This is a genomic window from Butyrivibrio sp. INlla21, assembly GCF_900116875.1.
Taxonomy (GTDB): domain Bacteria; phylum Bacillota; class Clostridia; order Lachnospirales; family Lachnospiraceae; genus Butyrivibrio.
The window spans coordinates 1-11,922 of the sequence record NZ_FPCC01000048.1 but is presented as its reverse complement, the minus strand read 5'-3'; the positions used below and the strand labels follow the sequence as shown (position 1 = coordinate 11,922).

Sequence of the window (11,922 nt, the reverse complement as noted above, 5' to 3'; positions counted from 1 at the left end):
TTGGTAGGCCGTTACCCTGCCAACTGGCTAATCTGACGCGGGCCCATCTCATACCACCGGAGTTTTTCACACTGCATCATGCGATGCTGTGCGCTTATGCGGTATTATCAGTCGTTTCCAACTGCTATCCCCCAGTATGAGGCAGGTTGCCCACGCGTTACTCACCCGTCCGCCACTAAGAATTTACAAGATTTGACCGAAGTCTCGTCAGCGTAAATTCTCCGTTCGACTTGCATGTGTTAGGCACGCCGCCAGCGTTCATCCTGAGCCAGGATCGAACTCTCACGTTAAAATAAAAGTTGATCCGGTCAAAACTAAGCTTGGCTTTTGTTCTGTCCGTTAATTTACTAATTTTGTTCTGAATTATTCTCTTGGAATCTTTCAGGGTTGCATTACTGTTTATTTGTCAAGGTGCTTGTGTTTCGCTGTCCTCAGCGACAGCTTATTTAGAATATCATAGGGTTATAGCTGTGTCAATAACTTTTTTTATTATTTTATAAAAGTTTTCTGTATGTATTCAAACACGCTTAAACACACGGTTTTAAAGGTGTCGAATACTTTGATTTTTGTGACGAACTGAACAAGAAAAATAATCAAAAAAGCCTCTGCTGCGCCAAATGCTGCTCCGAGAAGTCTGTTTATTCCGCTCAGCACGGGCACTTCCTTAACTTTAGAGAAAGCGTCACCGATTGCTGTCATAAGTCTGTAAATCAGAAAGGCAACTACCAAATATCCAATCTTTGGTATGACCGTTCCGAAATTGGAGCTAAGAACATCTCCGGCAATCTTCATTATGTAGTATATTGACACAAATGCCGCCAAAACAGAAACAAGGCCCGCTGCTTCCGCAAACAGGCCATTCTTGGCGCCATATGATATTCTCCACAAAAAGAGTATAACAACAACCGTTGTTATCACCACTTCTGCGATATCAAAATCCATGGTCGTCTCCTTATTTAAGTATTAATGTATCCACATTTGTTTTGGTAACAAGAATAAACTTGCTCATTGTTGCCGTAGGCACAACGGTTCTGACGGGTTCTTCAAATGTCCCCTCATACTTGATATGTCCGTTCATATCTTTAAGAATAAACTCATCCTCATTATATATAACGATCTGCTTATTGGTAAAAATAATCTCCGAATATTCCATATCAAAGTAAGTCGTAAGTACAAGATTGCCTGATGTATTGTAAACCTGAAGTCTGTATGCCCCGTCGTCTGTACCGTTTGCAAAAACAAGGCCTACATATGATTCATTAAAGTATACAGAGCGAACTTCATCGTCTCCCGTAAAATTCTCCACTTGGATCACGGGCTTTTCCGCTCCCGTATAGAACATGATCCTGTCGTCCGATACAGCAAATGACTTATCCGTAGTCATGAACTGCACATAAGGCACAACGACATTGGGATAATCAAAAGAGCTTGCAAAATTATCTATGGAATTCTGTCCGACCGGTCCAAAGTTGGAAAATGTAACACTGGTCTTTACCGCACCCTCATCGGGATAAAGATTCGACACACACACCAGCTCTCCGTTAGGAGAAATACTGATGCTTATAGGATACCCACTGTCCTTCATTGTCTTCTTAAAGTTAGCAAGAGTATTACCCTGCGCGTCATACAAATAAATCCATGTTACATCTTTTCCGTCAAGAACAGCTGCAACAACGCCCTGAGAAGAAACGCAAAAATCTCTGATAGGCAGATTGGTGTCAATTTCTCCCAGAGCTCCGCTTACATTATTAACATAGATGTTATGTCCGTTATAGTCACCTATGGCGATCGCATCACCGCAAGTTCTGGCAATAGGGCTTTGCATCTCATATGTCTGATTCCACAAAGCCTGTCCGCCCGCGTCAAGACAGCTCACACCATCCTTACTGTATTGAACTATGTGTCCGTTAAGACTGACTATCTTGGCGTCACTTCCGTTAGTAATAGATGCGCCTCTTGTATAAGAAGCTTCCGAATACTCCTTATCTCTCCAGCTCACATATATAACAACCGTAAGTAGAGCAATAGTCGCCACTATTACTATCGTTCGGAAAAAGACAATAAGCTTATGGCTTCTTATCCTTTCTTTATAGGAAGTCCCTCTTTCGGAAGTATCCTGCGCTCCAACTCTATTTATTTTTTCGGCATATGTGCTAAAATCGCGTACTTCCGCCAAAACTCGCCTCCGAAAACGCCGGTTTGCTTAATCAAACAAACTGGTAGATTGTTGTTGTATCGTATTCCTTACCTGGACCAAAAACAGGATCGGGGAAACCGGCCTCGTTAATGGAATTGGGATAGAACTGAGTCTCAAGACATACACCGTCTCTTGCCTTATATTCTATTCCGCCCTTAGCATCCTTAGCTGAAAGGAAGTTGCCCGCATAAAGCTGAACACCCGGAAGATCTGTAAAGCACTTCATTGTAATGCCTGTCTTGGGTGATGAAAGTGTTGCAAATTCCCTCATTGTTCCGTCTGCTTCATCGATAACATAGTTGTGATCGTATCCGCCGACTGCTTTAAGCTGAGCATTGTCTGCAGCTATATCCTGTCCAATGGTCTTCTCCTGAGTAAAATCAAAAGGAGTTCCCTTAACTGTAGCAATCTCTCCTGTAGGGATGGCTGCAGAATCAATTACAGGTGTGTAGTTGGATGCACTAAGTAAAAGAGTATGATCAAGAATTGAGCCTGATGCCTGTCCTCCAAGATTGAAATATGAGTGATTGGTCATATTGATAAGTGTGTCCGCATCACTGGTAGCATGATAATGAATAGAAAGAGCATTATCATCTGTAAGTGTATAAGTAATATTAAATACGCGATTTCCGGAAAAGCCCATATCGCCGTCTGCTGACTTAATAGTAAACTTTACAAAGTTATCGCCTTCTTCGGCTTCCCATACTCTCTTATGGAATCCGTTGTCCATGTCTGTATGAAGGTTGTTGGGACCATCATTAACGGGAAGAGAAAACTCTTTTCCATTAATAGAATACTTAGCATTGGCGATTCTGTTTGCTGTAGGTCCTACTGCAGCTCCAAGGAAGCAGCTGTTGTCAAAATATCCCTTAACATCATCGAATCCAAGAACAACGTCAGTCTTGTTTCCCGCCTTGTCCTTTACAAAAATATTCTTGATGATACATCCGTAGTTAATTACCACAACCTCAGCATCATTGCTGTTTGAAATGTGATATGCATAAATTGCTTCGTTTTTCGGTGATTCCCCTAATAGTTCTTTTCTCACTGCCATATTGATTCCCTCCGTTTGGTAAAAATAATGTATCAAAGCTCCGTTCTGCCTTCCAACGCCCTAAGCAGTGTGACCTCATCGATATACTCAAGGTCTCCGCCGACAGGAACCCCACTGGCTATCCTGGTAACTTTAATGCCTGTTGGTTTGATAAGCTTACTGATATACATAGCAGTTGTTTCACCCTCAAGACTGGAATTGGTGGCCACTATGACCTCCTTGATATCCTCTGTCTGAAGTCTCTGCATCAACTCTGTAAGCCTTATGTCCCCGGGTCCTATCCCCAACATCGGAGATATTGCCCCGTGAAGAACATGATAAACCCCCTCGTATTTGCCCGTCTTCTCATATGCTGCTAAATCCCTAGCATTTTCTACAACCATTATTGTGCTATGATCCCTGGCAGTATTGCTGCAGATCGGACATACATCGTCATCCGTCAGCGTGCAGCATATCTTACAGTAGTGCACATTTTCTCTGGCGCTTGTTATTGAATCCGCCAATTTGGCAACTCTGTCCTTGGGCAAATTGATTATATAAAAAGCCAGCCTCTGAGCCGACTTTCCTCCAATCCCCGGAAGAGCCGCCAGCTCGTCGATCAGCCGGTTAATATGTCCGCTGTAAAGATCCATTAGAAAGGAAATCCTCCGCCTAAGCCGCCTGTCATCTTTCCGATCATTGCCCCGCTTGCTTCATCAGCCTGCTTCATAGCTTCATTAACTGCGGCAACGATCATATCCTGCAACATCTCAACATCATCGGGATCCACCGCATCAGGCGAGATCACTACGCTCTTAAGCGTCTTGTTTCCGAATACGGTAGCCTCAACAGCACCGCCGCCTGCCTTAGCAGTAAACTCCTTGGTCTCGAGCTCCTTCTGACTCTCCTCCATCTGGCGCTGCATTCTCTGCGCCTGCTTCATAAGATTGTTCATGTTTCCCGGCATTCCGCCTCCGGGAAATCCTCCGCGTCTTCCCATTTTTAGTTCTCCTTTTCTTCATCTTCGGTAACAATATCAAAATTGATTGCCTGTAAATTTACATAATTCTCTTCAAAAGACTGCTGCTGTTCCAAGAATCTTGTTTCAAACTCAACATGCTTATTTGCAGCCCCGTCCAGCACATCCTGCAGATCCTCTGCGGATTGTCCTCCGGAATATTTGTCAGCCAATTGCTTATTGTCAAACACAATCTGCAGCACATCGTTATTTCCAAGACTTAACCTTGCTCTCTGCATATAAGTCTTCATAGGATTGTCCATTCTCGCAAGGATCCTCGGCCATTCTTTCACAAGCTTTTGTATATCCTCAGGTACCGCTCTGTCAAGAACTTTCTTAACCTTAGGCTGCGCCTGAATTCCGGCAGGTGAAGCGCCCGAAACCGCCACAGCAACCCGGCCCGACCTGATACCGGCGAGAATCTTACCATTTTCCTCGTCATGCTGTTCCAAGACTCTAAGCCTGTCCTCAAGAGAATCTTCATTGTCATCCATCTGAGGCTTACACATCTTGATAAGTGTGATCTCTATCAAAATACGCTTCTGTGTTGCATATCTAAGCTGAGATGACAATTCCGAAAAAATACGAATATATCTGATTATGGTATCAGTCTCAGTCCCTTCCGCCTGACTCTTAAGATCCTTGAGATTATCGGTTGAGACATCAACCACATCTTCCATCTGATCCGAAGCCTGAACAAGCATAAGATTTCTAAGATACCATACAAAGTCATTAACAAACTGCGCAAGTTCTCTTCCCTGTATAACAACATCCGAAAGAACGGTAAGAGCCGAATTGGCATCCTGATTATATATAGCGGAAAAGAGCCTGCTAAACACCTCCGTGTCAACCGCTCCGAGCACTCCCAACACCTTATCGTAGGTAAGCTCCTGTCCGTAGTTAAAAGCAACGCACTGATCAAGGAGGCTCAGCGAATCTCTCATTGAACCGTCAGCCGTCTTGGCTATGTATCTAAGCGCCTTCTCTTCCACCTTGATCCCTTCGGCATCAACTACTTCTCTAAGCCTACTCTCTATTGTATCAATAGTGATCCTATGGAAATCATATCGCTGACATCTTGAAAGAATAGTGATCGGAATCTTCTGTACTTCCGTCGTCGCCAAAATAAACATTACGTACTCAGGCGGCTCTTCCAAAGTCTTAAGAAGCGCATTAAAAGCACCGGCGGATAACATATGTACCTCGTCGATGATATAGACCTTACGTTTTCCTTTTGTAGGGGAATATGACACCTCATCAATGATCTCACGGATGTTATCAACACCGTTGTTGGATGCAGCGTCTATCTCTATAACATTCATACTGTTGCCTGCTGCGATTGCCTTACACATCTCGCACTCTCCGCAAGGGCTGCCGTCAACGGGATGCTCACAGTTGACCGCTCTTGCCAGAATCTTGGCAACAGAAGTCTTACCTGTTCCGCGGGTTCCGCAGAACAGGTAAGCATGTCCGACTCTGTCAGATTTTATTTGATTCTTTAAAGTGGTTATTATATGGTCCTGACCCTTAACATCCTCAAAAACAGGCGGTCTGAACTTTCTGTATAACGCAACATAACTCATCTGAAAAACTACTCCGCCACCAAAACTATATTCTTATTGTATGCATCAGTCCCCAAAGCATACACCAAGCATCTTGGCTTCTTTTATAATACTTGCATCGGGAGATACGTATTTAAGCTTGCCGGCGATCTCGCTAAGCGGCACTTTTACAATCTCTCTGTTTTTATAGGCAACCATGTAGCCGTATTCCTTTTTAAGGACAAGGCGTCCTGCCTCTGCTCCGAGTCTTGATGCAAAGACTCTGTCGTACGGATCGGGTGCTCCGCCCCTCTGCATGTGACCGGGGACAGTCACTCTTACTTCATGTCCGGTACGCTTCTGTATAGCTTCTGCAATTTCATAAGAAACTGATGGATATTTACGCTTCTCCACCTTTTCCTTGTATTCTTTCTTGGAAAGCTTAGCGTCTTTCTTGGAAATAGCGCCTTCAGCGACAGCTATGATCGTAAATCTGCTGCCCTTCTTGTCTCTTCCTTCGATTGCTTCGCAAACCTTATCAATATCATAAGGAATCTCAGGAATAAGGACAACGTCTGCGCCGCCCGCGATTCCCGCGTTAAGCGTAAGCCATCCAACCTTATGTCCCATTACTTCAATAATAAATACTCTGCCGTGAGAATCCGCGGTAGTATGTATGTTGTCAATTACTCCCGTAGCGACATCAACCGCACTCTGGAAACCAAATGTCATATCCGTTCCCCAAAGATCGTTGTCTATGGTCTTTGGAAGCGACACGATGTTAAGTCCCTCCTGAGAGAGCAGATTCGCAGTTTTCTGAGAACCGTTACCTCCAAGAACAACCAGGCAATCAAGCTTAAGCTTATAATAGTTCTGCTTCATTGCTTCAACCTTATCGAGGCCGTTCTCATCAGGATCCTTGATCGTCTTAAAAGGAGTTCTCGAACTTCCAAGTATCGTTCCGCCCTTGGTAAGGATTCCGGAAAAATCACGAGATGTCAGCATGCGGAAATCACTGTAGATAAGTCCTCTGTAGCCATTTAAAAAGCCGTAGAATTCTACTTCTTCACCGCTATTCGCGATACATTTTACAACTCCGCGCATAGCTGCATTCAACGCCTGACAGTCACCACCACTTGTCAGCATACCAATTCTCATCATGTGAAAAGTCCTCCTTTGGATTCCTTTTTTGGTTAAACGCATACTACTATTAATTATACAAAATAATGAGTTTAATGCCAAGTAATACGCATTGACGAGCACCATATAACAAAGTATAATAAAAAACGCTTTGGGATTGCCAAAGCGCCAAGGAGTTGTACCCAAGCGGTTGAAGGGTCCGGATTCGAAATCCGGTAGGTCGGTTTTGCCGGCGCAGGGGTTCAAATCCCCTCAACTCCGTTTTCTATGAGAAGCAAAAGCGACAGTGAAGCCTTTATATTAAGGATTCAACTGTCGCCTTTTTATTACCAAAACATTCCTGTACGGTAATATATCATGAATGACAATAGTCCTGCCTTGTATTCTTGGAAAAGCATGTCCGCGCAAGCCATGCCCATGGCAAATATCGCCATGATGATCATAAGGAAGATTGCCCCCTTATCATAAACAATATTGTCATTGCCAAAGTTGGAGACGAGAAGCTCAACACCAAGCCCTATGAGCAAAAGCGGCCACATATGAAATATGAATTCATAGCTTATTTCACCAAAGAAAAGATGGCATACAAAAGCCGCTCCGAACGCGATCATGGCAATTCCTGCCGTTATCGCCCCAACTCTGTGAAGTCTTATACTCTTTTCCATTTATTCCTCCTTAGTTCCTTCTGCTATCATGTTTACGGGAGTAACATCCTCAGTAGTTTCAGCTTCAAGTTCTTTTTTCTTCCCCCTTATCAGACGTATTCCTATCACGATCAAAAGAATCGCAACAACAACCTCCGGTACATCATTTATAAGAGAATACAGATTATCCCACATTTCGTCCGGAATAATGCGGAAAACAATCCTTGAAATATATGACCATATCATTGAAAGTCCCCATATGATCAGTACAATCGGCATATACTTGCGCACCGCACCCTCGGGAAGCTTTAATTTGCCTTTGAATTCAAACTCCTCCCATATATACTTATCCTCTAACCCCGCAAGCTTTTCGGGGCTTAAGGAAAACACGTTCCATGCATGGAAAAAAGCATAAAACCAGATCAATAACATAAATGCCATAAACACCCCTTGAAGAATATACGGAAAGACGGTGCACAGTGCAAAAGGAAGCGCAAAGCATCCCATAATACTGAATCCGTTCTTCATAAGTCCCATGTACATCTCAACAGCACCGGGGATAAACGAAAATATAAATGTAAAAAACTTATTCTTTTTCTTGATCTCCATTATCTTGATCCTCCCTTTTATTCAGATATCTCTTCTATTTTAGAATGTATTATTAACTTCATTTCTTCTATCCTGTCTTTTTCCGTCCGTTTGTTTAGTGCTTCTTCCCTCGAACTGATAACCTCTCGAGAAAGAAGTTCCTCTTTACTTATCGAAGCCTCCTGCTCCATAACATCTTTCTTTGACGGAAGGCTCGTTCCGTTATTTTTGAAATAAGGTAAAAGAACCATCATCAGGATTGCGGCCGCTATAGATACCGAAACCTTCATACAATAAACATAGTAGCTTATCTTTGTTGTTTTCTTTTCTCGTTTCTTATCCACATAGGAAAGCACAGTTTCTTCAATGCTGTAAGGAGCAACCGTCTCGCCTTCTTGTTCTATTTCATCGATAAGCTTATTTAGTTCTTCATCAGATAAATATTCATTAAATTCTCTCATGCAAGCAGGTCCTCCTTTCTTATGTTTTTCCTTAGCATCTCCCGTGCTCTGTATATCTTGGTCCGGGTCGTTTTAAGCGGAATCCCGAGTTTCTCTGAAATCTCCGCCGCCTTTAAGCCTTTGATGAAATACATATTGGCTATATTGGCATATCCGTTCGGAAGATCGTTGCATTTTTCTTCTACCCTGTTTATAACATCTCTTTTTGAAACCTCTTCCTCCGGGCCTTCTCTCGTTCCGTCTTTCACAGGCATTTGAGCATCTTCTGTTGGTGCCGTCCTTCTTTCTGCGGCCTTAAGATAATCAACACATTTATTACTCGCAATCCTGCACAGCCAGGCTTTTTCATTTTTTCCGTCAAAATCACTTAGATGTTCATATGCCGAAATAAAAGCTTCCTGAGTGATATCTTCCGCGGCGAAATAATCACCGGTCATCTTTATGCACAAAGAGAAAACCAGATTCTTGTACTTCGCCATGAGCTCTATTAACTTTTCCTTAGAATCGATTTTCCCCACCTTCTTTTTTCTGTGACATGTCCTACATATAATATAACGAAGCAGCAATAAAAAAATCTTCACTTTTTTCAAAATTATTTTTGAGCCTTGCAATTCCACATGGTAACGTGATAAAGTATTAAATGTCGATATATCAATTTTAATCCACTATTTTAGAAGAATGAGAGAGGACTTATGAAAAAGGGAATACTTGCAACATTATTGCTTACAACCATGTTGGGACTTACAGCCTGCGGCTCCAAAGCTCCCGAAAGCGACGTTGACTACATTAAGGGGAAGGGAACATTGATCGTTGGTATTACAGATTTTGCTCCCATGGATTATAAGGATGATTCAGGCGAATGGATCGGTTTCGATGCTGATCTTGCCAAAAAGGTCGGCGATTCTTTGGGGGTTAACGTAGAATTCGTTGAGATTGACTGGGACAACAAGATCCTTGAGCTCAAAAACAAATCCGTTGACGTTATATGGAACGGAATGACTCTTACCGACGAGGTTAAGAATTCCATGGAATGCACCAATCCTTACCTCAACAATGCACAGGTTGTTGTCGTTCCTTCTGATATTGCCGATCAGTACAAGGATGCGGCTTCACTTTCCGGTTTGTCTTTCGCGGTAGAATCCGGATCTGCAGGAGAAGCGGCAGCTAAGGATAACGGATACAACTACACATCTCTTACATCTCAGGCTAACGCCGTTATGGAAGTAGATGCGGGAACATCTCAGGCTTGCATCATCGACCTTCTCATGGCAGGCGCTATGATCGGCGAGGGCACAAGCTATCCTAAGCTTACACACACAGTTGAACTGACTAAAGAGGAATATGGTATCGGTTGCCGTAAGGGTTCAGATCTTGCCGCATACATAAACGACAAGCTTTCTGAGTACTACAAGGACGGCACAACACAGTCCATCGCAACAATATACGGTGTTCAGGACGCCGTTATCGCCCCATAATATAAGACAGGAGTAGGTTTGAGCTGATGTTTTTTACCGTTACTTCATCCCTTATGGTAGGATTTTTAGAGACCCTGAAACTATTCTTCCTTACACAGGTCTTTGCCCTGCCACTGGGACTTCTCATTTGCTTTGGCTCTATGAGCAAAGCAAAAATAATTAGATATCCTATTAGATTCATTATCTGGGTCGTACGCGGAACGCCCTTGATGCTCCAGCTTCTGATCATCTATTACGGCCCCGGGATCTTCCTTGGCGTAAATGTCTGGGGCTCCGAGACCTCGGGTAGATTTATCGCTGCCCTCGTAGCCTTTGTGTTCAACTATGCCTGCTACTTCTCAGAGATTTACAGAGGCGGCATACAGTCGATTCCCGTGGGACAATATGAGGCCGGCAAGGTTCTTGGTATGACCGATAAGCAGATCTTCTTCAAGGTCATTTTGCTTCAGCTTGTAAAGAGGATCGTTCCGCCCATCTCCAACGAGATAATCACCCTGGTAAAAGACACTTCACTTGCCAGAGTTATCGCCGTCTACGAGATAATATGGAACGGGCAGGCCTTTATAAAGAGCAACGGAATTATCTGGCCCTTGTTCTATACAGGTGCATTCTACCTGATATTCAGCGGCCTGTTGACCGTACTGTTTGACCGTATTGAAAAGAAACTGAGCTATTTCAGATAATGAAAGACCGGTGCACATTATGCCAATTTTAGAAGTTAAGAATATAAAAAAGACATTTGAAAATACTGAAGTTTTAAAGGGAATAAGCTTTGATCTGGAAGAAGGACAGACCATGTCGATCATCGGCTCCTCGGGAAGCGGTAAGACTACGCTTCTCCGCATCCTGAACTTTCTTGAGACTCCGGATGAAGGAACCATATCCGTCAGAGGACAACAGATCTTTGACGGAGCAAGTCCTGTCACAAATCCCGAGCAGCTCAGGAAGAACAGGCTACACTTCGGACTTGTTTTCCAGCAGTTCAATCTTTTCCCTCAGTATACTGCCCTTGAGAACGTCACTCTTGCCCCGCTTATGGAGGCCGACGCTTCCCAAAAGGACAAGACTATAGAACACGGAAAAGAGCTTTTGGCACAGATGGGGCTGTCTGACAGAATGGACAATTACCCTCACCAGCTCTCAGGCGGTCAGCAACAAAGAGTAGCGATCGCAAGAGCCTTGGCTCTGGAGCCTGATATTCTGTGCTTTGACGAGCCCACTTCAGCCCTTGATCCCGAGCTTACGGGAGAAGTACTCAGGGTTATCAGGGAGCTCGCAAGCCGCCACACAACTATGATCATCGTAACTCACGAGATGAGCTTTGCAAGAGACGTAGCGGATATCGCACTCTTCATGGACAACGGCATCATCCTTGAACAAGGTCTTGCCAAAGAGCTTATAAGTAATCCCAAAGAAGAGCGAACCAAGCAGTTTCTTTCAAGCCTTAATTCTTGAGATGCCAATAATACAATCACAGGTTTGTACAACATATAACGCCCCGGCTTTATGCCGAGGCGTTCAGACTGTAGACAAAGTGGTCTTGAGAGCATAGCTCTCAAGACCATTTTTCTTCTTAAGCCGGATTTTCATAATAAAAATGGTCAAAACAGCCCTTATCAGGCCATTTCTAACCGCCATTCATTCTTGATTCTTGCAAGCTTTTTTAGATTCATACACGCAAAGGTAAGCGCGACCTTCATTTCCATCCGCGCCTTTCCATACATCTGTGTATATCTAAATCCATGATTCTCTTTGGCTGTCCCAAAGATTCTCTCTATTGTTTCTTTCCTGTGAGAATAGAGATCTTTCATCCCCTCGGTGTATC

General features: G+C 43.5%; 14 protein-coding genes, 1 tRNA gene, 1 rRNA gene and 1 pseudogene. 4 read left to right on the top strand and 13 right to left on the bottom strand.

The window, feature by feature from the left end; all coding sequences use genetic code 11:
* The 8 genes from BM377_RS15645 to BM377_RS15610 form a co-directional block, all read right to left on the bottom strand.
* Positions 1 to 290, bottom strand: a 16S ribosomal RNA gene (locus BM377_RS15645); the annotation flags it as partial.
* 199 nt (positions 291 to 489) lie between these two features.
* On the bottom strand, positions 490 to 942 hold the full coding sequence (locus BM377_RS15640) for a CvpA family protein (RefSeq protein ID WP_092250831.1): 453 nt from the start codon (positions 940 to 942) through the stop codon (positions 490 to 492).
* Between the two features lie 10 nt (positions 943 to 952).
* Positions 953 to 2,176: a DUF5711 family protein gene (locus BM377_RS15635; RefSeq protein ID WP_092250828.1), complete on the bottom strand. Its 1,224-nt coding sequence runs from the start codon at positions 2,174 to 2,176 to the stop codon at positions 953 to 955.
* 31 nt (positions 2,177 to 2,207) lie between these two features.
* On the bottom strand, positions 2,208 to 3,251 hold the full coding sequence (locus BM377_RS15630; RefSeq protein WP_092250825.1) for an aldose epimerase family protein: 1,044 nt from the start codon (positions 3,249 to 3,251) through the stop codon (positions 2,208 to 2,210).
* Positions 3,252 to 3,283: 32 nt separating this feature from the next.
* Complete coding sequence (gene recR, locus BM377_RS15625; RefSeq protein WP_092250822.1) at positions 3,284 to 3,883, bottom strand: recombination mediator RecR; 600 nt, start codon at positions 3,881 to 3,883, stop codon at positions 3,284 to 3,286.
* Positions 3,883 to 4,230, bottom strand: a complete 348-nt coding sequence (locus tag BM377_RS15620; protein ID WP_092250819.1) for a YbaB/EbfC family nucleoid-associated protein — start codon at positions 4,228 to 4,230, stop codon at positions 3,883 to 3,885. The genes recR and BM377_RS15620 overlap by 1 nt, the downstream gene beginning before the upstream one ends.
* A gap of 2 nt (positions 4,231 to 4,232) precedes the next feature.
* Positions 4,233 to 5,831: a DNA polymerase III subunit gamma/tau gene (dnaX, locus tag BM377_RS15615; protein WP_092250816.1), complete on the bottom strand. Its 1,599-nt coding sequence runs from the start codon at positions 5,829 to 5,831 to the stop codon at positions 4,233 to 4,235.
* A gap of 45 nt (positions 5,832 to 5,876) precedes the next feature.
* Positions 5,877 to 6,950, bottom strand: coding sequence for a 6-phosphofructokinase (locus tag BM377_RS15610; RefSeq protein ID WP_092250813.1), 1,074 nt, complete (start codon positions 6,948 to 6,950; stop codon positions 5,877 to 5,879).
* 151 nt (positions 6,951 to 7,101) lie between these two features.
* Between BM377_RS15610 and BM377_RS15605 the strand changes: the two genes are divergently transcribed.
* A tRNA-Ser gene (locus BM377_RS15605) sits at positions 7,102 to 7,190 on the top strand.
* Between the two features lie 65 nt (positions 7,191 to 7,255).
* On the opposite strand, the gene BM377_RS15600 is transcribed toward BM377_RS15605, so the two are convergent.
* The 4 genes from BM377_RS15600 to BM377_RS15585 are packed head-to-tail and all read right to left on the bottom strand — an operon-like array spanning position 7,256 to position 9,140.
* Complete coding sequence (locus BM377_RS15600) at positions 7,256 to 7,594, bottom strand: LiaI-LiaF-like domain-containing protein (RefSeq protein WP_092250810.1); 339 nt, start codon at positions 7,592 to 7,594, stop codon at positions 7,256 to 7,258.
* Entirely contained in the window at positions 7,595 to 8,182 is a 588-nt protein-coding gene (locus BM377_RS15595; RefSeq protein WP_092250808.1) for a hypothetical protein, read from the bottom strand.
* Between the two features lie 17 nt (positions 8,183 to 8,199).
* Positions 8,200 to 8,622: a hypothetical protein gene (locus BM377_RS15590; RefSeq protein WP_092250805.1), complete on the bottom strand. Its 423-nt coding sequence runs from the start codon at positions 8,620 to 8,622 to the stop codon at positions 8,200 to 8,202.
* The gene (locus BM377_RS15585; protein ID WP_242948193.1) at positions 8,619 to 9,140 is read right to left on the bottom strand and encodes an RNA polymerase sigma factor; all 522 of its coding nucleotides are present in this window, start codon (positions 9,138 to 9,140) and stop codon (positions 8,619 to 8,621) included. Before BM377_RS15585 ends, BM377_RS15590 begins: the two co-directional genes overlap by 4 nt.
* A gap of 174 nt (positions 9,141 to 9,314) precedes the next feature.
* Between BM377_RS15585 and BM377_RS15580 the strand changes: the two genes are divergently transcribed.
* From BM377_RS15580 to BM377_RS15570, 3 genes are read left to right on the top strand one after another with little or no spacing between them, the layout of a single operon-like run.
* A complete protein-coding gene (locus BM377_RS15580) occupies positions 9,315 to 10,097 on the top strand; it encodes a transporter substrate-binding domain-containing protein (protein WP_092250799.1) in 783 nt (260 codons plus the stop codon).
* A 26-nt stretch (positions 10,098 to 10,123) separates the two neighbouring features.
* A complete protein-coding gene (locus BM377_RS15575; RefSeq protein WP_092250796.1) occupies positions 10,124 to 10,780 on the top strand; it encodes an amino acid ABC transporter permease in 657 nt (218 codons plus the stop codon).
* A gap of 19 nt (positions 10,781 to 10,799) precedes the next feature.
* Positions 10,800 to 11,552 (top strand): amino acid ABC transporter ATP-binding protein, encoded by a 753-nt coding sequence (locus tag BM377_RS15570; RefSeq protein WP_092250794.1) that lies wholly within the window; start codon positions 10,800 to 10,802, stop codon positions 11,550 to 11,552.
* A gap of 63 nt (positions 11,553 to 11,615) precedes the next feature.
* Here BM377_RS15570 and BM377_RS15565 read toward each other — a convergent pair.
* Positions 11,616 to 11,922, bottom strand: a pseudogene (locus tag BM377_RS15565) (transposase); the annotation flags it as partial.